This window comes from Neisseria sp. P0019.S003 (assembly GCF_051957115.1).
Lineage (GTDB): Bacteria > Pseudomonadota > Gammaproteobacteria > Burkholderiales > Neisseriaceae > Neisseria > Neisseria flavescens_D.
Map to the genome: position 1 here is coordinate 640,093 of NZ_JBQCWT010000001.1, position 24,451 is coordinate 664,543.

Consider the following 24,451-nt stretch of genomic DNA (forward strand, 5'->3'; position numbering starts at 1 on the left):
AAACCACAAATTCATGGTTTTCAGACGGCCTTTTGGTGATACAGCAAATTATTTGATATGAGGAAAAATAAAACGCATACGCGAAATCTGCATGGAGGCCACTTTCTGCGTAGCGGAATAATTTTCAATTTTTTCTTGCATTCTGATTTGATGCATATTGCCGTTATAACGGGGAGCAGCATTCTGAGATTTGTTTACGGTCGGCAGTTCAGCCTCTGCTTTCAACGCTTCCTCTGCCTTGATGGCCGAGAGTGCAGCCTCATCCCTTACCAAACCGAAACGCTCGATAATGGCATTGGCTTCATCTATATAATGAGATTTGTTTGCGCCATTTTCCAACACCACATCCTCAAGTACGACCGACAAATGTTTGCCGCAATTTTCGATACGCTCGGCGATACGCGAATAAACCATCCAACGTTTCAGCCTCAACGCGCCTGCATCGTCATTGGGTGAAGCGGCATCCAGTTTAATCAAACCATAATGCTTGCCGTAATACAGACGGAACACCAGCTGCTTCAAACCTTCTGTTTCATCCAGCATCCGATAAAATTCGCGAACCAACAACAGCAAACGGTCAAATGCGCCTGCTTTAGACAGATACTCCGGATCATCGGAAGCAAGCGCGTAAATCAGTTTGGACAGCTTGGCGTTGAGTGCGTTATTCATCTTTTTTTCCTTTTATTTTTAAGCGATGGATTTTCTTAAGAGCCATTCCAAAAAATTTGGTTGCATAACAAAATGTAAATTTTGTATGAAAACCAAATCATACAAAGCGGAATAGAAAGTATAAAACGGCAGATTGCCGTGAATTTTAAGTGTCTTGCCGTATTTTAACGCAACTATGCTATTTTGTTAAAAAATAGCGCCATCATTTATCTGCCCATCTTCCGTAAAACAATCTGGCAGTCCGACTTCTTCTTGATTAAAATAATTACTAATAGCCCAAACCCAATAAAGGAACACATCATGAAATGGACAGATACCCAACGCATCGCCGAAGAACTCTACGACTTACACGGCGACAGCATCGATCCGAAAACCGTGCGTTTCACCCAACTACGTGATTTGATTATGGCTCTGCCTGAATTTGACGATGATCCGGCGCGTTGCGGCGAGCGTATTCTCGAAGCCGTGCAACAAGCATGGATAGATGAAGCAGAATAATCTTTCTCCCTTCCCTATCAAACAAGACCTCAGGCTGTTTTTCAGACGGCCTGAGGTCTTTATTAAATCTATTCATACAATTTCGGAAAATTTCGAAATTGACTCATGTTAACCTCAAATTTATTATGCAGTCTGACAACAAATAAAAGATATGCAGAAGGTGCATAACCATGAATCACGCTCGAGAAATCGCCGCTTTAAACAACAGCCTTTCTGATTTGAAAGGCGACATCAATGTTTCATTCGAATTTTTCCCGCCGAAAAACGAACAAATGGAAACCATGCTATGGGATTCCATCCATCGCCTGCAAACTTTGCATCCGAAATTCGTTTCCGTAACCTACGGTGCAAACTCCGGCGAACGCGACCGCACACACAGCATCGTCAAACGCATCAAACAAGAAACCGGCCTTGACGCCGCCCCCCACCTGACAGGTATCGATGCCAGCCCTGACGAGTTGCGCCAAATCGCCAAAGACTATTGGGACAACGGTATCCGCCGCATTGTTGCCCTGCGTGGCGACGAGCCGCCTGGCTACGAGAAAAAACCTTTCTATGCCGAAGATTTGGTCAAACTGTTGCGCTCCGTGGCCGACTTTGATATTTCCGTAGCGGCCTATCCAGAGGTGCACCCGGAAGCCAAATCCGCACAAGCCGACTTAATCAATCTGAAACGCAAAATTGATGCGGGTGCAAACCACGTTATTACCCAATTCTTCTTCGACGTGGAAAGCTATCTGCGCTTCCGCGACCGTTGCGTGATGATGGGCATTGACGTTGAAATCGTTCCCGGCATCCTGCCTGTAACCAATTTCAAACAATTGACCAAAATGGCTCAAGTGACCAACGTCAAAATCCCAAGCTGGCTGTCTAAAATGTACGAAGGTTTGGATGACGACCAAGGCACGCGCAACCTTGTTGCCGCCAGCATCGCCATCGACATGGTCAAAGTCCTCTCGCGTGAAGGTGTCAAAGACTTCCACTTCTACACCCTCAACCGCAGCGAACTGACTTACGCCATCTGCCATATTTTGGGTGTACGCCCCCGTTAATAAAACAGACGGCCTCCCCATTCTGATTTACAATATCGAACATTCAGACCATACCGGCCTGATTCAAAATTCCAACTAGGAGAGTTAACATGACAACATTACATTTTTCAGGCTTCCCGCGCGTCGGTGCCTTCCGCGAATTGAAATTCGCACAAGAAAAATACTGGCGCAAAGAAATCAGCGAGCAAGAATTGCTGGCTGTTGCTAAAGACTTGCGCGAGAAAAACTGGAAACACCAAGCTGCTGCCAACGCTGATTACGTTGCTGTAGGCGATTTCACTTTCTACGATCACATACTCGACCTGCAAGTTGCTACCGGTGCCATCCCTGCCCGCTTCGGCTTCGACAGCCAAAACCTGTCTTTGGAACAATTCTTCCAACTGGCCCGTGGTAACAAAGACCAATTCGCTATCGAAATGACCAAATGGTTCGACACCAACTACCACTACTTGGTGCCTGAATTCCACGCCGATACCGAATTCAAAGCGAACGCCAAACACTACGTTCAACAACTGCAAGAAGCCCAAGCTTTGGGTCTGAAAGCCAAACCGACCGTTGTTGGTCCGTTGACTTTCCTGTGGGTTGGTAAAGAAAAAGGCGCTGTTGAATTCGACCGTCTGAGCCTGTTGCCTAAACTGTTGCCTGTTTACGTTGAAATCCTGACTGCTTTGGTTGAAGCCGGTGCCGAGTGGATTCAAATCGACGAACCTGCTTTGACTGTTGACCTCCCTAAAGAATGGGTAGAAGCATACAAAGACGTTTACGCTACTTTGAGCAAAGTAAGCGCCAAAATCCTGCTGAGCACTTACTTTGGTTCTGTTGCCGAACACGCTGCTTTGCTGAAATCCCTGCCTGTTGACGGCCTGCACATCGACTTGGTACGCGCCCCTGAGCAACTGGACGCATTTGCCGACTACGACAAGGTTCTGTCTGCCGGCGTTATCGACGGCCGCAACATTTGGCGCGCCAACCTGAACAAAGTTTTGGAAACTGTCGAGCCTCTGCAAGCCAAACTGGGCGACCGTTTGTGGATCTCCAGCTCTTGCTCTCTGCTGCACACTCCATTTGACTTGTCAGTTGAAGAAAAACTGAAAGCCAACAAACCTGACCTGTACTCTTGGTTGGCATTCACCCTGCAAAAAACTCAAGAATTGCGCGTTCTGAAAGCCGCATTGAACGAAGGCCGTGATTCTGTTGCAGAAGAACTGGCTGCCAGCCAAGCTGCTGCCGACTCCCGTGCCAACAGCAGCGAAATCCACCGTGCAGACGTTGCCAAACGCCTGGCCGATTTGCCTGCCAACGCAGACCAACGCAAATCTCCATTTGCCGACCGTATCAAAGCGCAACAAGCATGGTTGAACCTGCCTCTGCTGCCGACTACCAACATCGGTTCTTTCCCACAAACTACCGAAATCCGCCAAGCACGTGCAGCCTTTAAAAAAGGCGAACTGTCTGCCGCCGATTACGAAGCCGCGATGAAAAAAGAAATCGCCTTGGTGGTTGAAGAGCAAGAAAAACTGGACTTGGACGTACTGGTACACGGCGAAGCCGAGCGTAACGACATGGTTGAATACTTCGGCGAACTGTTGAGCGGTTTTGCATTCACCCAATACGGCTGGGTACAAAGCTACGGCTCACGCTGCGTTAAACCACCTATCATCTTCGGTGACGTAAGCCGTCCTGAAGCCATGACCGTGGCTTGGTCTACTTACGCACAAAGCCTGACCAAACGCCCGATGAAAGGTATGTTGACCGGCCCTGTAACCATTCTGCAATGGTCTTTCGTCCGCAACGATATTCCTCGCTCTACCGTGTGCAAACAAATCGCACTGGCTTTAAACGACGAAGTATTGGATCTGGAAAAAGCCGGCATCAAAGTCATCCAAATTGACGAACCTGCCATCCGCGAAGGTCTGCCTTTGAAACGTGCCGATTGGGACGCCTACCTGAACTGGGCCGGTGAATCTTTCCGCCTGTCCTCTACCGGTTGCGAAGACAGCACTCAAATCCACACTCACATGTGCTACTCCGAGTTCAACGACATCCTGCCAGCCATCGCCGCTATGGACGCTGACGTCATCACGATCGAAACTTCACGTTCCGATATGGAGCTCTTGACTGCGTTCGGCGAATTCAAATACCCGAACGACATCGGCCCAGGTGTTTACGACATCCACAGCCCACGCGTACCGACTGAAGCTGAAGTTGAGCACCTGTTGCGCAAAGCCATCGAGGTTGTACCGGTTGAACGTCTGTGGGTGAACCCAGACTGCGGCCTGAAAACACGTGGTTGGAAAGAAACTCTGGAACAACTCCAAGTGATGATGAACGTAACCCACAAACTGCGTGCCGAACTGGCTAAATAATGTGAGTTAGATGAAAAGGCCGTCTGAAAATTTTCAGACGGCCTTTTTTTATTTATCGATATTTAAACTATAAAGATTACGACTTCAACAGCTTACAAAATCCCTGTCGTTGTATGATGTTCTTCCACTCCTGATGTATACACGTTCTTAGTATGGTGATACACAGTCTCTTTAGTCGTTTCAACAATATGGTTGGCTTCTGACAAGATATCACTCAATGCAACTTTACTGCCGGTCGTATTCACCTTTTTCTGTGCTTCGCCGTTATGGCTATTGCCTTCTGAATACGTTTTGATGTTATTTTCAAAGCGCAGCCATGAATCATACAGTTCACCTTTAATGTCCGTCATGATTTTATTGTTAGCTACATTTAAAGATGCCTTGCCCTTAGGGTTGGTACTGTGTACGTCTACCAAAACATCATCCAGAGCACCACCAAGCTTCAATGTGTTATTGGTGATGTTGTACTCTTTGGCATTGCTTTTCAAATAAGCAAATTCGACATAGCCGTCAGATTTTTCACGCACGGAAATTTTGTTGTTGTGAATGGTCACCGCACCATGCATAGCGACATTACCATGGTGTTCTTCCACATAAACCGGTACTGCGCCTTTCATAATCTTGCCGATATCGGCATCATTGCCGCTGATGGTAATGGTACCGCTACCAATGCCGTTTTTAGATAAAACGCGGTCGTAAGTATCGTTGATGACGGCAATTAGATATTTTGTAGATTCGCCGCTGATCTTGTTGTTTGCCATATTGAGCGTGTAATCCATTTTGCTTTCATGGTTACGGAACTCAATCGCGTAAGTCTGAATATTGTTTTGATAAACCGTCAGATTTTTAATGACATTATTGCTGATATCGAAATAGCCTTTGTCAGCCGAGTGCAAATCTTTGTATTGGGTATTGGTTTGCACCTGGATACCTGAATACATGTGGTAGTACTTACCCAAGTCATCATCAACATTTAAACGGAAGCTCGGGTCTTGGATAATGGTATTGCCCGTAATTTTGACTTTATCCATAGAAAACTGGCGGTTGTAGGCAGCAATGCCATACAGCCGGTCACCCGTTAACACATTGTCTTCAATAACAATACCTGTACCATCATGCACATCCAAACCTTTGCGGTAGTTGTGGTCGGTCGTGTTTTTACGGTATGTGATGCCGTAATTGTAGCTTCCGGCAGCCACAGCCATACCGTAGCCGGTACCGCCATCCGCTTCGTGGCCGTTCCAATCCAAGCGGTTGCCCTCGCCGATAAAGTTTTGTTGAAAACCGATCAGCGCACCGGCAACGCGGTTGTGGTGTAAATACGAATCGATAATACGGTTGTTTTCACCCAAAGGCAGCGCTTCGTATGTTTCATCAATTTCGCCGCTTTGTACGCGCGCTTTAAAGGTCAACTTATGCCCTTTTTCCGTTTCCAAAGAAGCGGTCGACGTAAACATCACACCAGCGCGGTTGGCACCGGAAACCTCTACTTTGCTGATTAAAGTATTGTCCGCATCGTTCACCAAAATGCCGTTTACCTTGCCAAAATAGCTTAAGCCTTTTCGGTAAAAATCAGGGTTGGTATATTGAACCGACAAGTCGGCAATGGTTTTATTGTTTTGTCCATCGACTAAAATACCGGCAAATTGGCGAATATCATCATGGTTGGTGTCCGGATTGAACACGCCCGTCTGCGCCTTATCAAACGTTACTTTGGTTTTACCCATCCCCGAACCAAACAAACCACGCGCGCCGGAAACGGTTTTATCCATCACAATCTGGTTGGAAATATAGTAAGTACCATCCAAAAAGACCATGGCTTTTTCTTTATGAGCCGCCTCTAAAGCCGCTTTAAATGCCTGAAGGCTGTCTTTTTTACCCTGCGCATCGGCACCAAAATCATTCACACGAACATAATTGCCGTACTCTTTAGATTGATACACGCGGTATTTTCCAGATACACCGGCCCTGCTTTCGGCATGATCGTCAATTTTGTTTTCTTTGCTTGAGCTGAGGTGGCTATCGTGACTCATGGCTGTTTTTTTGCCGAAAGAAACGCTCGTAACTTTATGATGACCGTCTGAATCGTTCAAACTCTTTTTATGGGTAATTTCGACTGTTTCTTTTCCTTCGGCAATTCTGTCTTCTGCCTCTTTCTCTTTGCGGGCGGCTTCTTGTTTGGCTTTACGCTCTTCAATCGCTTTTTCGACTGCCGCTTTATGCGCTTCTTTTGCGCGCTCAACCGCCTTTGCTTTAGCTGCGGCGGCTTCGGCTATTTTTTTTGCTTTAGCCTCTTCGTAAATTTTTTGCCTTTCAGCCAGGACTTTTTCCATCGATTTATTGACTGGTTTGGCTGCCGTTGCTTTATCGGTAGCGGCAGGTTTATTTGTTACTTTAGGCGCAATGGTGTTTTTACTGGAAACGCTGCTTACAGAAGCAACGCTGGCCCGTGCGACATGCATTTTTGTCACAAGACCGTCTGAAGATGATGAAGTGCTGTCCAATCTTTCTGCCTCAGCTACATGAACCGCCTCTCTCGTTACAGTATTTTTACCGCTTAATCGCTTGGGTTCTGGAAAAACCGACGGACTATCCCCCCAATTTTGAGTGTGTATCCATTCTTTTAGCGGAGAAGATGATTTGGAAGTGGTTTCAGGAGTTGAGGAGCCGTGACGGATATGGGTACGACCAAGAGGAGCAAGTTTATGTGACATAATCAGCGTATTTCCTTGTATCAAATATCGTCCTTTCCCACCGCACAAGCGTGCAACAAAAAAGTTCGATTGAATAAAGAGGTAAGACGGATTCTGTCGTAACAGCAATTGCCTGTATAAAGGCCAAACTGAAGCTGGCCACTTTGAGAAACTCGGCAGCGTTTCCCCTTCTGCCGGTTTTCTAATTAGAAACGGTAATGGTGTTTAGACAGAACCCTTGGATGACTTTTATAGGCAATCTGTCCGCGCACCATGTATCCGGTTATTTTTGACGGAAATGTATCAGAGTCCCTTTTTAATTGATTAGTTCATCCAAAGTTAAGTTATTTTTGATTTTTATAGCAAAATAAAAATGGTTTTATCTTGCATTGTTTTTCTTTTTTGGCGTGACAGAGTTAATCCCGCGAAGCCAAAAAGGAGGGGAATTCTAACACGATATGTTTTTAGCATTCCCTATTTAACTAAATTTACAAAATATACAAAATAAATATCTATAAATGTTTTTAAGTTCATCGAAAAATCAATAAAATTCGATATTTTCAATGTGTATTTTTACAACATAATTGCGCATTATATACCGATTATCTTAAAACGCTACCGTTTGTTTGTAAAATTTAGCATTTTATTATTGTTTTCCCTATCTAAAATCCAATAAAAAAAGGCCGTCTGAAAAAATATTTCAGACGGCCTTTTTTATTAAATACGCTCTATTTAACAAACTTCGACCAACCAACCGTGTTTGTCTTCTGTCAAACCGTATTGAATGTCGGTAATCGCCTTACGGATTGCGTAACCGCGCTCTTGGCTCTTCACTTCGATTTCTTTGCCATCAATCACGAAAGAAGTTACCGGAGAAATGACAGCAGCCGTACCGGTCAGAATCGCCTCTGCACCATTTTCCACAGCTGCTTTCAGCTCATCGACAGTAAAGTTGCGCTCGGTAACGGTGTAGCCCAAATCTTTGGCAACTGTCAGTACGGAATCACGGGTAACGCCGTGCAGGAATTCGTCTGTCAACGGTTTGGTAATGATTTCATCACCGTTAATCAGGATAAAGTTAGACGCGCCGGTTTCCTGAACGTCGCCATTCGGACAGAACAACACTTGGTTTGCACCATATTCGGCTTTGGCTTTCAATACCCAAGGCATGGCGGAAGCGTAGTTGCCGCCGCATTTCACACGACCCATATGTGGGGCGCAACGGATGTGTTCGGTTTCCACCAAGATTTTAACGGGCGAACCGGCTTTGAAATAGTCGCCGACAGGAGAAGCCAGAATGTACAGCAAAGCAGTTTCGGAAGGAGAACCGGCTTTACCGATCACAGGGTCGGTACCGATCAAAGTCGGACGCAGGTACAAAGCGGCAGGCGCATCAGGGATTTCCTCGGCGGAACGTTTGACCAATTCGATCAAAGCATTCAAATAAGCCTCTGTCTCAGGACGCGGCAGGTGCAGAATATCTGCGCTTTGCTGCATACGCGCAATGTTGGCGGTCGGGCGGAACATCACGATTTTGCCGTTTGCCTGACGGAATGCCTTCAAACCTTCAAAACATTCACTGCCGTAATGCAAAGCATGTGCGCCGGGGGCGAGTGTCAGGTCTTTGGAAGATTGCCATTCTACCGGTTGCCATTTACCTTCACGATAAGCGATAACGGGCATTTCAGCGTGGAAAACGCTGCCGAATACGGCTGGGACTGGTCTGCTCATGATGATTGCCTTTCTTATTCTGATTTGTAAGATAATAACTAAAGACTGAACAATACGCCTTTCAATATGGGTTTGACAAGTACCCGTCAGCATTAAAGATACCCTTCCCATGCCGTCTGAAACATGCCGTCCTATCCGAAATCCGGCAAATCGTTTAAACTGATACCATTTTTCAGACGGCCTGCCCCAACCGCGGCCCACCCGGAGCAACCCATGAAACTCATCTCTACCATCATCAAAATCCTGATTCTTCTTGTTTTCCTCCTGCTGGCCATCACCAATACCCACACCGTATCCTTCTTCTACCTGCCCGGCCAAAACGTCAATCTGCCACTGATTGTCGTGCTTTTCGGTGCCTTTATTATCGGCATCGTGTTCGGTATGTTTGCCCTCTTCGGCCGTCTGCTGTCCCTGCGCAGCGAAAACAACCGCCTGCGTGCCGAAGTGAAAAAATACGCCCACCTTTCCGAAAAAGACCTGACCCCGGTCAAAACCGAAACACCGGCAACGACTTCCGAAGCCACTCCCAAAGCGTAACGCCACCAATCAATAAAGGAATACCATGGACAACGAATTGTGGGTCATCTTACTGCCCATCGTCCTCCTCCCCGTTTTCTTCGCTATGGGCTGGTTTGCTGCGCGCGTCGATATGAAGACCGTTCTGAAACAGGCCAAAAGCATACCGGCCGGCTTTTACAAAAGCCTTGACGCCCTCGTTGACCGCAACAGCGGCCGCGCCGCGCGCGAATTGGCGGAAGTGATTGACCAACAGCCGCAGTCATACGACCTAAACCTGACCCTAGGCAAGCTCTACCGCCAACGCGGCGAAAACGACAAAGCCATCAATATGCACCGCGCCCTGCTCGATTCGCCCGACACTGTCAACGAAAAACGCGCGCGCGTGCTTTTTGAATTGGCGCAAAACTACCAAAGTGCAGGCTTGGTTGACCGCGCCGAACAAATCTTCCTCGGTTTGCAGGAAGGCGATATGGCACGCGAAGCCCGCCAACACCTTTTGAGCATCTACCAACAAGACCGCGACTGGGAAAAGGCCATCGAAATGGCGCAGCTCTTGAGCCATGACGAACAAACCTACCAGTTTGAAATCGCCCAGTTCTATTGCGAAATCGCCCAAGCCGCACTGTTCAAATCCAACTTCGATGCCGCTCGCTACAACATCGGCAAAGCACTCGAAGCCAACAAGAAATGTACGCGCGCCAACATCATTCTCGGCGACATTGAATACCGTCAGGGCAACTTCCCTGCTGCAGTGGAAGCGTATTCCGCCATCGAGCAGCAAAACCACGCCTATCTGAGCATGGTCGGCGAAAAACTCTATGAAGCCTATGCCGCGCAAGGCAAACAGGAAGAAGGTCTCAACCGCCTGATCGGCTATATGCAAACCTTCCCCGATCTTGACCTGATCAACGTCATCTACGAGAAGGCCCTGCTGCTCAAAGGCGAAACCGAAGCGGCGCAAATCGCTGTCGAACTTGTCCGCCAAAAACCCGACCTCAACGGCGTGTACCGCCTGCTTGGCTTGAAACTCAGCAGTATGAATCCGGAGTGGAAAGCCGACACCGATATGATTCGTTCCATTATCGGCCGCCAGCTGCAAAAAAGCGTCATGTACCGCTGCCGCAACTGCCACTTCAAATCCCAAGTCTTCTTCTGGCACTGCCCAGCCTGCAACAAATGGCAAACCTTTACGCCGAATAAAATCGAGATTTGATAAAGCGTTAAGCATTAAAAAAAAGGCCGTCTGAAATCTTTTCAGACGGCCTTTTTATTACAAAGCAAAATATCAAAGCGCTTCAAAACATGGCTGTACACACCAGCAATGTTTGCTCAACAACGCTGCTCTGCCCATACCAACGCCGCTACAATCTGAGCCTCAATATCGGCATTAAACTCGCCGGCACGGTACGCATCGCGCAATTCTGTGCGACGGGTTTCATCTGCCGCAATTTGGTTTAACACCACTTGCGGAAACTCATTAAACACAGGCCCGGCCTCTTCATGACCCATCAAAAACAGCGCAGGGATTTTTTGATTGGCGCGGACGATTTCCTGTTGGCTCGGATTATCGAAACGGCTGCTGTCGTCAAAATCGTTGCGAGCAATATAGTTGACGCGGATATTGGGGTTCAACTCCGCCATTTTTTGAATAAACGGCACAAATACGCAGCAATCAGGGCAATATGGCGCAGCGGCAAGCAGCCAGTTTTGCGGACGGCTGATCTTTTTGACCGCCGCTACCGTTTGCGCCGACAGCTCGGTTGCCTGATAGAGCTGCTGCTGTTTCAATTTGTCTTCTTCGGTATCAAAATCCAAATATTCTGCATAAGCGGCCATGCTTTACTCCTATTCTGTTGTATCGGTTTTCCCTGCCACGCCGGTCAAAAGCGGAACAAGCAGATTGACGACGAGGTTTTCAAATAACGGCTCATCAAGCGGCGATTCGTCCGAATGGCCAAACACCAGCTTCACTTCGGTATATTCTTTCTGCCCTTTACTCATTTTATTGCCGTTAAAAACCTCATGGGCTTTTCTCAAGGCGGCATCCCAATCCTCTTTCTTGCTGTACTCCTCCGCAGCGGCAAGGCTGGTTTTGGCGAAAAACGGCAAAGGGGTATTTTGTCCGATTCGGAAATATACCAGCCATTCTTTCAAAAGCTCCCTCGCCGCCTCTTGCCCGATGGCGGCATAGGTTTCGGTCTGCCCCAAGCTGACAATATGGGTTTGTCGGTTTTCAACGGATTGAGGGGCGACGGCGCAAAAAATCAAATGCTCCAATAAACGGGCAACACGGTTGGGCGCATTGTCTTTTTGGTTTTGGAACACAATGCGGCCGCATTCATAAAGATTGCCGATGGTGCCTTGTAAAACCAAATCGTCAAAGTGTTCTTCATAAGGTTCAGACGGCCTTTTGTTACTGCGTATCAACCCGGCATCCACATTTTTCGCAGATATCTGATACTGCTTCTGCCACAAGCCGCCCAACTCGCCCACCGGCATCAGGCTTTCTGCATTCAGCCGAATGGCCGTATCTTCAAAATCTTCCCCTGCGCGCCGCGCATCCAAATAGGCATCGGCAATCCGGCCCTCATGTTGCGGCTCAAACGGTTCGGCAGATTCCCATGCGTCGTCCAAATACGGCTGATCCCAGCTTAAATTTCTCTTCAGCCAAACTTTGACAGGGTTGCGCCAAAAACTGACAAGCTCGCCCTGTTGAATGGTTTTACCCGGCTCTTCCTGACTTAAAGCCTCACGGAAAAACGGCTGCGCTTCCGCTGGCGGTTGGTTCAGCGCATCAGCGTAATCTTGGCGCGTACTGAAGAGGCCGTCTGAAAACGCGTCCTTTTGGAAATAACGGCGCGAAAACGCCTGCAAAGGATGATGTTTCACCCATTTCTCCGACAACTCACGCCCGCTTTTCCCCGTCATGGCGGCAATGGTATCCAGCAGCTCGCTGATTAACGAAGACGGCGCAAACTCAGCATCATTGCGTATATCGCGGCCGATATAAGACAAATACAGCATTTCGCGCGCGCTGATTAAGGCTTCGAGGAATAGATAACGGTCGTCGTCGCGGCGGGCGCGGTCGCCTTTTTTCGGATGTTTGGCAATCAGGTCGAACACAGCCGCTTTGGTATTGCGCGGAAAATCGCCGTCATTCAAACCCAACAGGCAAACCATTTTAAACGGCAGGCTGCGCATCGGCACCATACTGCAAAAAGTGATGCCGCCGCTCAAAAATCCGGCTTGGCTTTCGCTGTCCAAGAAGCGGCGGATATGGCGGATAACGGTTTCACACGGCAACAATCCGTCAAATTCGGCCAACTGCGCCTCTTCCTGCCATTTCGCCAAAGACTGCTCGAACTGCTGCTTGGCGTATTGGTCGTCCGTATCCGGAGCAAACAGTTTCTCCAGCAAATCGCGGCAACGCTGCACCCAGCCTTCCACATCGGCAGGCTCTTGCCATTGCGCCGCCATATCGGCCAAAGTACGGATAAATTCGGCAAAACCGCTGAACACGTCCAACTGGTTGACGTTGCTATGCCACGCACTCACGCCCTGCCACATGCCGTTGCTGCCTTCAGGCAGCATCCAGCCCAAGGTCAAACGCTCTATCGCCTGCTGCCAAGTAAAGAGGTTGTCTTTGCCCTCGCGCATGGTTTGATCCAAACCCCAATGCACATTCAATCCGGCAACAGCCTCATGCAGCAGCGGCACATCTTCCTCGCTCAAACCGAAGCGTTGCAGCACCAACCGGCTTTCCAGCAAAGGTAAAACCTTGTCCACTTCAAACCGGCTTTCCAGCAAGTCCAACGTTTGCGCCAAAGCATACAGCAACGGCTGACGGCGGCTGAGCTTCACATCCGAAATCGAATACGGCAAAGCCTGGCTGCCTTCCTGCTCCTGTCCAAAAACGGCTTCGATAAACGGACTGTACGGCTCGATGTTCGGTGTTAACACGGCAATATCGTGCGGTTGCCAATCGGGATTATTTTGCAACACCAGCGACAGCTCTTCTTTCAAAATCTGCAATTCGCGCAAAGGGCTGTGTGCCGCAACGATTTTGACGGAGCCGTCATTCAACAGCTTGTCCGGCTCGACACACACTGGATTGCCGTCCGCATCGTGAACCTGAACCAAAGCCGGCTGCGCGCCTGCTTCGCCTTCTTCCTGTTGATATAAGCGTTCAGACGGCATGATCAAGTTTTGGATATCGTTTTGCAGGCAATGCAACAAGGTATCGTCTTTTCCCTCTTCATAAACCTGAATATCCTGCTCGGTTTCCACTTCCGACAGAAAATCAAAGAAATCGCGCCCCTGCTTGCCCAAAGAAGCCAACAGCGGATGCCCTGCCTGCGACAAATCCGCCTCATCGCCCCTTTTCAAAATCTGCGCCTCGTCGATGACCTCGCCCCAATATTGGCTGCTCGGGTTAAGCGCAAACACAAACACATCGCAATGCTTGGAAATTTGGTGCAGCAGTTGCAGATACATCGGCGCCATTGTCGAAATGCCGAATACGAACAACCTTTGCGGCAAGACCGATTTATCCAACTGCGCCAACAGCTTTTCCCACAAGGCCACGCGGTGCGGCGCAGATTGGCTGCCATCGTCCAAATAACGCCACAGCCGCGCCTGCCAATCCTCATCATCGCCCAAACCCAGCAGCTTCCCAGCCTGCCACGCATCAATCCAATCCGGACGGTACACCAAATATTGGTCGAAAATATCCGCCATCTGTCCGGCAAGCTGATAATCCGCCGATGCCGAGCTGTGCAAATAACTTTCCAACTTCAAGCGCACGTTTTCGTATTCTGGGGCCGTCTGAAACGCTTCGCTGCGGAACAAATCCAGCAAACGCCAACGCATGACTTCAGGCGAAAACGGACTGAGCGGCGGCACATCGGGAACCAATTTACGCATCAGCTGCCACGCCAAACCGGCCGGCAGGCTGAACTTCAAATTCGCCGCCACGCCGAGTTTGCGCGCGAAAAACACATTCAGATAACGCCGCATCCCCTGGCTCTGCACCACCACTTCTTCCTGTGCCAATACAGCATCCAAAGGCAAGGCCTGATGAATATGCGCGCACATTTCGGCAAGCGCTTCCAAACGGTCGGACTGATAAAGATAAAACATAGCAGACAATCTAAAAAACAATTGCCCACATTATAATGCCATTAGGACAAATGCTTCAGCAGAAGCAGCAAACAAAAACACAGGCCGTCTGAAACACATCGCTTCAGACGGCCTAAAACAAACTCATCGACAGCCAATTATTAATTATTTATCGACCCCTGTACAAACCGGCTTCTCCTATCCTATAATTTCCCACATTCGGAATGTAGCGCAGCCCGGTAGCGCACTTCGTTCGGGACGAAGGGGTCGGAGGTTCGAATCCTCTCATTCCGACCAAATACAAAACCTGCTTGAGTCCAAGCAGGTTTTTTTACATTCGGCAAGCCTATACTTCCGGCGGAGGGAAAGGCGCGCCTTCGGGATGTTTGTAGCGGTTGTACATAAACAAATATTGTTCCGAAAAACGGCGTATCCAATATTCGGTATTTTCATTGATCACACGCGCGTCGTGCTCCTTATCGCCGTTCAACTCGCCGCGCAAAGGCTCTATATGCAAGACAAAGCCTTTACCGTCGGGCAAACGCTCACCGCAAAAAAACAAAGCCTTTACGCCTTTGACTTGCGCCAGCTTGCCTGCCAACGTCATGGTGTAGGCAGGTTTGCCGAAAAAGTCCACCCACACGCCGTCACCCCCTTCTTCCGGAGACGGTACATGGTCCGGCAACACAATGGTCGCTTCTCCGCCGCGCAGGGCCTTGATGATTTGTTTGACGCCCTGAATACTGGTTGGCGCAGTCTTACCCTTGCCGCGCACGCGCCCTGCCTGCATCACCGCATCAAAAGCCTTGATTTTCGGCGGCTTGTACATCGCCGTCAGCGGAAACGGCAGTTGCTGGCTGATGTAGCGGCCCGCCAAATCATAGCTGCCGATGTGCGGCGTGATAAACAGCAAACCTTCACCCGCATTCAAGGCCGTCTGAACATGTTCCCAACCGTTGACGCTGACAAACAGGTTTTCAATTTCCTCAGGCCGTCTGGAAAACGCCACCGGCAATTCCAAGCCGCCTTTTGCCGTTTCACGGAAAACTTTTTTCACTGCCTCGTCCGTCGGGTTCAAGCCGGCAAGTGTCATGTTTTCAAATACCCTTCGGCGATCTTTCAACAACACGCGGAAACCCAAACTGCCGAGCAGGTTGCCTAATTTGTGCAACCAAGCCAAAGGCAGCGCGGCCAAAAATTTAAAAACAAAGGTAACAAGCGTTTGCATAAGGTTTTACCAAAATGAAGTGAGCAGATTGTAAACGAAACAGGCCGTCTGAACAAAACAGACTTCGGGCAAATATATTGCGGCACACCTGCTTTTCTGCTACTATCCGCGCTGCATTAAGAGTTGGGAATTCCATGCCAACCTGCTTTTCAAACGGAAAGGTAAGGTGGACGGTTGAAAAACCGATGTGGCTCGCCAGAGCAATCCAAACCCGCTTAATGCGGGAATTTTTTTGCCTGTAAGAAACGTGCAACAGGATTCCGAAACAGCAGGCAAGTGCGAATGTTTCTCACTTGTATAGAGAAAAAGCGGAGTTTTTGTTATGATTTCCGCTGTCCGAAATAAAAGGCCGTCTGAAAACACAGCAGCCTGTTTTTAATGAAAGAATAGCAATGAGCGAATATCTGTTTACTTCCGAATCGGTATCCGAAGGCCATCCGGATAAAGTTGCCGACCAAGTATCCGATGCGATTTTGGATGCCATCTTGGCGCAAGACCCCAAAGCACGTGTCGCCGCGGAAACCTTGGTCAACACAGGCTTGTGCGTATTGGCAGGCGAAATTACTACTACTGCCCAAGTGGACTACATCAAAGTCGCACGCGAAACCATCAAACGCATCGGCTACAACTCCTCCGAGCTGGGCTTTGATGCCAACGGCTGCGCGGTCGGCGTGTACTACGACCAACAATCTCCGGACATTGCCCAAGGCGTGAACGAAGGCGAAGGCATCGACTTGAACCAAGGCGCAGGCGACCAAGGTTTGATGTTCGGCTATGCCTGCGACGAAACCCCTACCCTGATGCCGTTTGCCATCTATTACAGCCACCGCCTGATGCAACGCCAAAGCGAATTGCGCAAAGACGGCCGCCTGCCTTGGCTGCGCCCTGATGCCAAAGCCCAACTGACCGTGGTTTACGACAGCGAAACCGGCAAAGTAAAACGCATCGACACCGTCGTCCTGTCTACCCAGCACGATCCATCTATCGGTTACGAAGAGCTGAAAAACGCTGTTATCGAACACATCATCAAACCGGTTCTGCCGTCTGAACTGCTGACCGACGAAACCAAATACCTGATCAACCCGACCGGCCGCTTCGTTATCGGCGGCCCGCAAGGCGACTGCGGTTTGACCGGCCGTAAAATCATCGTCGATACCTACGGCGGCGCAGCTCCGCACGGCGGCGGCGCATTCTCCGGCAAAGACCCGTCCAAAGTGGACCGTTCCGCCGCTTACGCCTGCCGCTATGTTGCAAAAAACATCGTCGCCGCCGGTTTGGCAACCCAATGCCAAATCCAAGTTTCCTACGCCATCGGTGTTGCCGAACCGACTTCGATTTCCATCGATACTTTCGGCACCGGCAAAATCAGCGAAGAAAAACTGATTGCCCTGGTTCGCGAACATTTCGACCTGCGCCCTAAAGGCATCGTCCAAATGCTCGACCTGCTGCGCCCGATTTACAGTAAATCCGCTGCCTACGGCCACTTCGGCCGCGAGGAGCCTGAATTTACTTGGGAGCGCACTGACAAAGCAGGCGCATTGAAAGCAGCCGCAGGCGTATAAAAAAAATAATAAAGGTCGTCTGAACGGGAGTTTCAGACGGCCTTTTTACATCTAAACATTCAAAACCTTTTTACGAACGACACATCGTATTTTCACAAAAACAGCGCAACGAAATTTTGGATTGCCGTAATGTTTTTGTGAAGCTACCAAATAAAATTGAAAGAATGCATCATGAAAAAATGGCTGCTGGCTGTTTTGCCTGCCACCGCACTGGCTGCTCCGCCTCAAGGCTTTTATCAAAATTACAAAGACTGGGACATTGCTTGCGACAATACCGGCACCTGCCGTCTTGCCGGATACCAAGCAGATGAAATAGAACCGCCGGTTTCTATCCTGTTTACCCGACAAGCAGGGGCGAATGCCGCCGTAATTGGCGAAGTTTCCCTGCTGCCATTTAACGACGATGACCTCCAACTCGCCCGCGTGGCAGCCCGCAGCGAATTGATGCTGAACGGCAAATCACTGGGCAAATTGGCGTTGAACAAAAAAGGCACAGGCAAATTGAGCAGCGCGCAAACCAACGCCTTGCTCGAAGCGTTGAAAAAAGAAAGCAAAATCAGCATCCGCGCGGGAAAATATGAATGGCACTTGTCCGATAAAGGCGCGGCGGCGGCAATGTTGAAAGCGGACGAATTCCAAGGTCGTCTGAATACGCCTTCCGCGCTGATTCGCAAAGGTGGCAGCAGTCAGGCAGTCCTCAGCCCGCAGCCCAAACCCGTCATCCGCGCCGTTGCCGTGCCGAAAAAAGAGGGCGATATGCTGGAACAAGGCACACCGCGCCACAGCGCCGTCATGAAGCTCTTGAGCGACAGCAACCGCGTTTCCGAAGGCGACAATAATTACTGTTACGCCCTGCACAATAAAGAGCAAATGGATTGGAACCGCAGCCTAAATATTTATCCGCTCAACAAACAACAAGTTTTAGTGGAGGCCGTCTGTATCGGCGGAGCCTATCAAACCAGCGGCTACTATGTCATTGCCGACAAAAAATTAACCAAAATCGAACAAGTGCTGCCACCAATGACATACGGCGGACACGGCGGATTCGATGAGAAAACAGCCACCCTTAGCGGCAGCTTCAAAGGCCGAGGAATCGGCGACTGCTGGTCGGGCAATGCCGCAGTGTGGGACGGTAAAACGTTTGTCCGCAGTGAGGAACACACCACCGGTTCATGCAAAGGCTTCACAGGCGGCGCGTGGCTGATGCCTATTTTTGAAGCCCGTGTTGAACGTTAAAATACACGGAATATTTACGATAGAAAGCAAAGGCCGTCTCAAAATTCCCGTTTTCAGACGGCCTTTTTCCTTATACAATAGCCACTTGAATTTCTATATACATTCTGAATAAAGGATACGGATTATGTTCGGCAAACAACTTTTTGAAGAAGTCAGCTCCAAAATCAGCGAAACCATCGCCAACAGCCCTGCCAAAGACATGGAAAAAAACGTTAAAGCCATGCTCGGCAGCGCGTTCAACCGCATGGATTTGGTGACCCGCGAAGAATTCGACATCCAACAACAGGTTTTGATTAAAACCCGTACCAAACTGGCCGAATTGGAAGCCCGTTTGGCCAAACTCGAAGCTGCTCAAGAGCCTGAAGAAGCGGCTTTGAAAGCTGCCGAAGCCGCTGCTGAAGAAGCTGTTGCCGAAATCAAACAACAAACTGAAGCTGCCGAATAAGGCCGTCTGAAACATGTCGCTTGCTTTGGTTTACAGCCGCGCCTTAAGCGGCATGAATGCGCCGTTGGTCGAAGTGGAAGCCCACCTTGCCAACGGCTTGCCACATTTCAATATCGTCGGTTTGCCCGATACTGAAGTCAAAGAAAGCCGCGATCGTGTGCGTGCCGCCATCATCCAAAGCGGCTTCGACTTTCCCGCCAAGAAAATTACCGTCAACCTCGCACCGGCCGACCTCCCAAAAGAATCCGGCCGTTTCGATTTACCGATTGCCTTAGGCATTCTTGCCGCTTCGGGACAAATCAATCCTGAAAAGCTCGCGCAATATGAGTTTGCCGGAGAATTAGCACTGTCCGGCCTGCTGCGTCCCGTACGCGGCGCGCTGGCCATGGCATGGCAGGGAATGCAGGCAGGCCGTTCGTTCGTATTGCCACAAGAAAATGCTGACCAGGCTGCCGTCATGCGCGGTATCGCGGTTTATGGAGCGCGTTCTTTGGGCGAAGTGGCCGCCCATTTAAACGGCATCGAACCGTTGACACAAACCGAATGCAAACTGCCACAAAGGCCGTCTGAACAAAGTAAAATTCCTGATTTAGCTGATGTTAAAGGCCAGCATACCGCTCGCCTTGCTTTGGAAATCACAGCGGCAGGCGGACACAGCCTGCTGATGATGGGTCCTCCGGGTACGGGCAAATCCATGCTTTCGCAACGTTTGCCTGGCATCCTTCCGCCTTTGACCGAAGACGAATTAGTCGAAGTATGGGCATTGCGTTCGCTCCTGCCCAACCATCAACAGCAACTCGACAACAACCGTCCTTTCCGCAGCCCTCATCACAGTGCCAGCTCGGCAGCCATGGTAGGTGGCGGTTCAGACCCACGTCCGGGCGAAATTTCATTGGCGCACCATGGTGTGTTGTTTTTAGACGAATTACCCGAGTTTGACCGTAAAGTATTAGAAGTGTTGCGCGAACCTTTGGAAAACGGCGAAATCCATATTTCTCGCGCCGCACGCCAAGCAGTTTATCCGGCAAAGTTCCAACTTGTCGCCGCCATGAACCCCTGCCCTTGCGGCTATCTTGGCCATCCATCCAAACCTTGCCGCTGCACGCCTGAAAGCGTTGCCCGCTACCGCAACAAAATTTCAGGGCCATTGCTCGACCGTATTGACTTAACCATCGAAGTACCCAGCCTTTCCGCCGCCGAGCTGATGCAACAAGAAGCCGGAGAATCCAGTGCCGCCGTATTAGAACGCGTTACCGCCGCGCGCAAAATCCAATATAACCGACAAGGCAAAGTCAATGCCGACCTGAGTGTCAGCGAGCTCGATGGTAAAGCCCGTATCCAAAAAGAAGCGCAAGAAGCCTTGGGAACCATGCTTGAAAAACTGTCTCTTTCCGCTCGAAGTTTCCACCGCATCATGCGCGTCGCCCGTACACTGGCCGATTTGGCAGGCGACGAAGAAGTCAGCAAAACCCATGTGATGAAAGCCATCGGCTTCCGTCGCGCCCTTTAACTTTTCAGACGACCTGAATCTTTATGTTTAAGTAAAACTAGAGTAAACAAAGCATCAGGATTTTGCCGTCTATAACGGTTATTGATAAAATATCGAATCCAAACTCAGACAGTCTCCCTTCAGGCCGTCTGAACCCATTATTACAAGGTAAGTCATGAAAAAATCTACACAATATGGCAAAGGCTTGGCCGGTTTCTTTTTCGGCCTGATACTGGCAACAGGTATTATTGCCGGTATTTTGTTCTTCTTGAACCAAGGCAACCAAAACGTTTTCAAAGAGCTGACTCAGTCTAAACAAAGCGAAGAACCTGAAATCCTGAAACCTCAAGACAAAGCAGAGAAACGCCTAGCTACCGACACTTCATCTACCCAAGCAGATGAAGAAAAAGCCAAAGCAGAAAAAGAAGCTGCTGAAAAAGAAGCAGCAGAGAAAGAAGCCAAAACTAAAGAAGAGGCTGAAAAGGCTGCCAAAGAAGCTGAAGAAAAAGCTCAAACGGAAAAAGAAGCTCAGGAAAAAGCTGAACAAGCAGAACGTGAAGCCAAAGAAAAAGCGGATAAAGCTGAAGCAGAAAAAGCTGAAAAAGCCGCCGCCGACAAAGCTGAACGCGAAACCAAAGAAAGAGCAGACAAAACTGCCGCCGATAAAGCCGAACGTGAAGCCAAAGAAAAAGCCGCAAAAACGGAAGCAGAAAAAGAGGCCGCCAAGAAAAAACTGGCCGAGAAAAAAGCCGAATTAGAGAAAAAACGCGCAGAAAAAGCCAAAGCTGAAAAAGAAGCTACTGATAAAACTGCAAAAGATAAAAAAGCAGCCGACCAACTGACCGACAAACAAAAAGAGCGTGCCGAGCGCAAATTGGCTGAGAAAAAAGCAGCCGAAGCCAAAAAACAAAACAAGCCGACACCTGAGCAAATCCTCAACAGCGGCAGCATCGAAAAAGCACGTAAAGTAGCAAATGCCTCTGCAACAAAAGAAAGCAGCAACACTGCAAGTAAACAGTCAGCAGAAAAAGCCGAAGCGACTGCCAATAGCGGTAAAAAGGCATTCCTGCAACTTGGTTCATATGCAGACCGTTCCAGCGCAGATTCACAACGTGCGAAATTGGCTATTTTAGGTGTTTCTTCCAGAGTGGTTGAATCGCAAAACGGCGACAAAACCATTTACCGAGTTCAAAGTAACACCATGCCGCAGGAAGCCGCTGTGAAACTGCAAAAAAACCTGCAAGGCCATAATATCAACAGCTTGATTCGTTCTAGCAAATAATGGAATCACTGATGAAGCAGCATATAAAACAAACCATTGCCGCACTCAGCCTGAGCCTGCTCAGTCTGAGTGCGCAGGCTGCTACCGAGGGCGTGGACTATACTGTCCTCAGTCGCCCTATTCCGCAGCAACAAGCCGGAAAAATTGAAGTGCTAGAATTTTTCGGCTACTTCTGCGTCCATTGTTACCATCTCGATCCCGTTTTGTTGCAACACAGCAAAACCTTTGCCAAAGATGTTTCCTTACGGACAGAACACGTCGTTTGGATGCCTGAAATGTTAGGCTTGGCCAAGGTTGCCGCAGCCGTCAATCTTTCAGGTTTGAAATATCAAGCCAATCCAGTCATCTTCAAAGCAGTTTACGAACAAAAAATCAACCTGGCTGATGCAAATGTATTCCGATCATGGGTCGGCAAACAGACAAGTTTTGACAGTCAAAAACTGCTTCAAGCCTACAATAGCCCTGCTGCCGCGTCGACTGCTGCAAAAATGCAGCAATTGACGGAAACTTATCGAATTGAAAACACACCAACTGTCATTGTCGGTGGTAAATACAAAGTCAATTTCAATGGTAGCGACTGGAAAGTCGGTATGAAAACCATAGATGACCTCATCGTCAAAGTCCGTCGCGAACAATCCTCAAAACCACTTTAACTATTCAACAAAAGAAAGACGGCCTCAAGGCCGTCTGAAAACTTATGGACATTCTGATTTTATTTAAAGCACTTATTCTCGGTATTATCGAAGGTTTAACCGAGTTCCTCCCTATTTCCAGTACCGGTCACTTGATCGTATTCGGCGACTTAATGAATTTCCAAAGTAACGGTAAAGTATTCGAAATTGCCATCCAGCTCGGTGCCGTATTAGCCGTCGTATTCGAATACCGCCAACGATTTACCCATATTATAAAAGGACTCGGTAAAGAACGGACAGCCAATCGCTTTGTACTGAATTTATTTATTGCCTTCATACCTGCCGCAATTGTGGGTCTATTATTCAGCAAACAAATTAAATTACACCTTTTCAACCCGATTACTGTTGCTACCATGCTGGTACTCGGTGGCTTCTTCATTTTATGGGTTGAAAAACGCCAAACAACAGTCAAACCTAAAGTCAACCATGTAGATGATATGCGCCCAATCGACGCATTTGTTGTAGGATGTGCCCAAATCTGCGCCCTTATCCCTGGCACATCACGTTCAGGCAGTACCATCATGGGCGGTATGTTGTGGGGGCTGGAACGTAAAACGGCTACCGAATTCTCATTTTTCCTTGCTGTACCGATGATGATTGCGGCAACAGGTTACGACATCTTAAAAAACTACAAACTCTTTACCTTGCAAGATGTCGGACAAATTGCCATCGGTTTTATCGCTGCATTTATCGCCGGTTTATTGGCAGTAAAAGCTTTGCTGAAATTTGTCTCCAGTAAAAACTATGTGCCTTTTGCCTACTACCGTATTGTATTTGGTGGTCTGATTCTCCTTACTTGGATACTGGGCTGGGTCAGCTGGAGCGAATAACCCCTTTCCCCAAAGGACGTGCCTGTGCACGTCCTTTTTTCTTTATCCGCTTCCTCCCTTTAGATCAGATTTCTACCCCATAAAAGGCCGGCACTCCGCATCATTACCCCTAAATATCTCCTCACCGTCCGTACAACTGCCCTTCCCCTTCATCTTCCCGCACACCACCGCCGTCAGCGACTCGTTCAAACGCAGCACCCTCGGCTCCGCTTCCCTATCCAGCGCCACCGCCTTCAAGGTAAACTTACCCTCCAGGATGCCCTTAGCCTGACCGCTCATCCTGATACAGAAACCGCCCGCCTCCTTCACCGGCAGTTCCGGCCACTTCGTCGACGTCAGCTTAAAGCTGCCCTTTTTCGCGTAGAACTGCTCCATAAAGCGCGCATTTTCCAGCAGCGCGGCATGCGCTGCACGCAGGTTGGCCGAGCGGACCGATTCCCGATAGACCGTAAAGGCAGCCGTCGCCAATATCGAAACCAACAGCATCACCACCAACAGCTGTATCAAAGAATACCCCCTCTGCACAGTTGCCCTATTCCGTTTTCCGTTAAATGCCTTTGAGTACATATCTTTATTCCCTTTATCTTTTATATCCCCTATCCGACAAGAGGCTATCCGTTTATCCCTTTACCCAATGAAAGCCCCATTAGCCCAAGTTTTATTGCCACTGCCCATACAAAGCCGCCCGTCAGCCCGAACCGGCAAACGGTTCGGCCTCGGGGCGGCATATACGGCACAAACGTCCGTCAGACTTATTTTTTCACGGCAGGCTGGGCGGCCTTAGGCGCGGCAGAAGAAACCGTCGCCTCCGCCTTCAACTTATTCAGCACCGCATCACCGATGCCCTTCACGTTTTTCAGTTCCTCCACCGATTTGAACGCACCGTTCTTCTGACGGTATTCCACAATCGCCTTCGCCTTAGCCGGACCGATACCCGGCAATGCCTCCAGTTCGGCAGAAGACGCGGTATTGATGTTCACGGCAGCTAAAGAGAACGCCGCACAGATGGCGGCAAACGCACCAAATAAAAATTTCTTCATC

20 protein-coding genes, 1 tRNA gene and 1 riboswitch are annotated in these 24,451 nt (G+C 49.0%); of the genes, 13 read left to right on the forward strand and 8 right to left on the reverse strand.

Annotated features, from left to right (window positions below; all coding sequences use genetic code 11):
* Positions 1-48: 48 nt before the first annotated feature.
* Positions 49-669 carry a hypothetical protein gene (locus tag ACTHTS_RS03045; RefSeq protein WP_440369163.1) on the reverse strand — a complete coding sequence of 207 codons (621 nt, stop codon included), beginning with the start codon at positions 667-669 and terminating at the stop codon, positions 49-51.
* Between the two features lie 300 nt (positions 670-969).
* On the opposite strand from ACTHTS_RS03045, the gene iscX reads away from it, so the two are divergent.
* The 3 genes from iscX (at position 970) to metE (ending at position 4,585) form a co-directional block, all read left to right on the forward strand.
* Entirely contained in the window at positions 970-1,167 is a 198-nt protein-coding gene (gene iscX, locus ACTHTS_RS03050) for a Fe-S cluster assembly protein IscX (RefSeq protein ID WP_003682097.1), read from the forward strand.
* A gap of 170 nt (positions 1,168-1,337) precedes the next feature.
* Positions 1,338-2,219, forward strand: a complete 882-nt coding sequence (metF, locus tag ACTHTS_RS03055; RefSeq protein WP_070838637.1) for a methylenetetrahydrofolate reductase — start codon at positions 1,338-1,340, stop codon at positions 2,217-2,219.
* Positions 2,220-2,308: 89 nt separating this feature from the next.
* Entirely contained in the window at positions 2,309-4,585 is a 2,277-nt protein-coding gene (gene metE / locus ACTHTS_RS03060) for a 5-methyltetrahydropteroyltriglutamate--homocysteine S-methyltransferase (RefSeq protein ID WP_070583672.1), read from the forward strand.
* Positions 4,586-4,677: 92 nt separating this feature from the next.
* On the opposite strand, the gene ACTHTS_RS03065 is transcribed toward metE, so the two are convergent.
* Together ACTHTS_RS03065 and ilvE are read right to left on the reverse strand one after the other, a co-directional pair.
* Complete coding sequence (locus ACTHTS_RS03065; protein WP_440369187.1) at positions 4,678-6,918, reverse strand: right-handed parallel beta-helix repeat-containing protein; 2,241 nt, start codon at positions 6,916-6,918, stop codon at positions 4,678-4,680.
* 1,092 nt (positions 6,919-8,010) lie between these two features.
* Complete coding sequence (ilvE, locus tag ACTHTS_RS03070) at positions 8,011-9,009, reverse strand: branched-chain-amino-acid transaminase (protein ID WP_049323817.1); 999 nt, start codon at positions 9,007-9,009, stop codon at positions 8,011-8,013.
* Between the two features lie 213 nt (positions 9,010-9,222).
* On the opposite strand from ilvE, the gene ACTHTS_RS03075 reads away from it, so the two are divergent.
* Complete coding sequence (locus ACTHTS_RS03075; protein WP_070583678.1) at positions 9,223-9,546, forward strand: LapA family protein; 324 nt, start codon at positions 9,223-9,225, stop codon at positions 9,544-9,546.
* Between the two features lie 25 nt (positions 9,547-9,571).
* Complete coding sequence (gene lapB / locus ACTHTS_RS03080) at positions 9,572-10,741, forward strand: lipopolysaccharide assembly protein LapB (protein WP_003684462.1); 1,170 nt, start codon at positions 9,572-9,574, stop codon at positions 10,739-10,741.
* Positions 10,742-10,857: 116 nt separating this feature from the next.
* On the opposite strand, the gene ACTHTS_RS03085 is transcribed toward lapB, so the two are convergent.
* Both ACTHTS_RS03085 and recC read right to left on the reverse strand, forming a co-directional pair.
* Positions 10,858-11,364 carry a thioredoxin family protein gene (locus ACTHTS_RS03085; RefSeq protein WP_440369164.1) on the reverse strand — a complete coding sequence of 169 codons (507 nt, stop codon included), beginning with the start codon at positions 11,362-11,364 and terminating at the stop codon, positions 10,858-10,860.
* A gap of 9 nt (positions 11,365-11,373) precedes the next feature.
* On the reverse strand, positions 11,374-14,667 hold the full coding sequence (gene recC, locus ACTHTS_RS03090; RefSeq protein WP_440369165.1) for an exodeoxyribonuclease V subunit gamma: 3,294 nt from the start codon (positions 14,665-14,667) through the stop codon (positions 11,374-11,376).
* Positions 14,668-14,866: 199 nt separating this feature from the next.
* On the opposite strand from recC, the gene ACTHTS_RS03095 reads away from it, so the two are divergent.
* Positions 14,867-14,943, forward strand: a tRNA-Pro gene (locus tag ACTHTS_RS03095).
* Between the two features lie 49 nt (positions 14,944-14,992).
* On the opposite strand, the gene ACTHTS_RS03100 is transcribed toward ACTHTS_RS03095, so the two are convergent.
* Entirely contained in the window at positions 14,993-15,874 is an 882-nt protein-coding gene (locus tag ACTHTS_RS03100; protein ID WP_440369166.1) for a lysophospholipid acyltransferase family protein, read from the reverse strand.
* A gap of 108 nt (positions 15,875-15,982) precedes the next feature.
* Positions 15,983-16,093, forward strand: a riboswitch (SAM-I-IV-variant riboswitch).
* A 173-nt stretch (positions 16,094-16,266) separates the two neighbouring features.
* On the opposite strand from ACTHTS_RS03100, the gene metK reads away from it, so the two are divergent.
* The 7 genes from metK (at position 16,267) to ACTHTS_RS03135 (ending at position 23,410) form a co-directional block, all read left to right on the forward strand.
* On the forward strand, positions 16,267-17,436 hold the full coding sequence (metK, locus tag ACTHTS_RS03105; protein WP_440369167.1) for a methionine adenosyltransferase: 1,170 nt from the start codon (positions 16,267-16,269) through the stop codon (positions 17,434-17,436).
* Positions 17,437-17,607: 171 nt separating this feature from the next.
* Entirely contained in the window at positions 17,608-18,672 is a 1,065-nt protein-coding gene (locus tag ACTHTS_RS03110; RefSeq protein WP_440369168.1) for a DUF1176 domain-containing protein, read from the forward strand.
* Between the two features lie 124 nt (positions 18,673-18,796).
* Positions 18,797-19,117, forward strand: a complete 321-nt coding sequence (locus ACTHTS_RS03115; protein WP_003684455.1) for an accessory factor UbiK family protein — start codon at positions 18,797-18,799, stop codon at positions 19,115-19,117.
* A 13-nt stretch (positions 19,118-19,130) separates the two neighbouring features.
* Positions 19,131-20,627 carry a YifB family Mg chelatase-like AAA ATPase gene (locus ACTHTS_RS03120; protein ID WP_440369169.1) on the forward strand — a complete coding sequence of 499 codons (1,497 nt, stop codon included), beginning with the start codon at positions 19,131-19,133 and terminating at the stop codon, positions 20,625-20,627.
* Between the two features lie 154 nt (positions 20,628-20,781).
* Positions 20,782-21,888, forward strand: coding sequence for an SPOR domain-containing protein (locus tag ACTHTS_RS03125; RefSeq protein WP_440369170.1), 1,107 nt, complete (start codon positions 20,782-20,784; stop codon positions 21,886-21,888).
* Between the two features lie 11 nt (positions 21,889-21,899).
* The gene (locus tag ACTHTS_RS03130) at positions 21,900-22,541 is read left to right on the forward strand and encodes a thiol:disulfide interchange protein DsbA/DsbL (protein ID WP_440369171.1); all 642 of its coding nucleotides are present in this window, start codon (positions 21,900-21,902) and stop codon (positions 22,539-22,541) included.
* Between the two features lie 44 nt (positions 22,542-22,585).
* On the forward strand, positions 22,586-23,410 hold the full coding sequence (locus ACTHTS_RS03135) for an undecaprenyl-diphosphate phosphatase (protein WP_440369172.1): 825 nt from the start codon (positions 22,586-22,588) through the stop codon (positions 23,408-23,410).
* Positions 23,411-23,482: 72 nt separating this feature from the next.
* Here the strand turns inward: ACTHTS_RS03135 and ACTHTS_RS03140 are convergent, their stop codons facing one another.
* Complete coding sequence (locus ACTHTS_RS03140; RefSeq protein ID WP_440369188.1) at positions 23,483-23,896, reverse strand: type IV pilin protein; 414 nt, start codon at positions 23,894-23,896, stop codon at positions 23,483-23,485.
* Positions 23,897-24,162: 266 nt separating this feature from the next.
* Positions 24,163-24,450, reverse strand: a complete 288-nt coding sequence (locus ACTHTS_RS03145) for a ComEA family DNA-binding protein (protein WP_128582310.1) — start codon at positions 24,448-24,450, stop codon at positions 24,163-24,165.
* Position 24,451 lies beyond the last annotated feature (1 nt).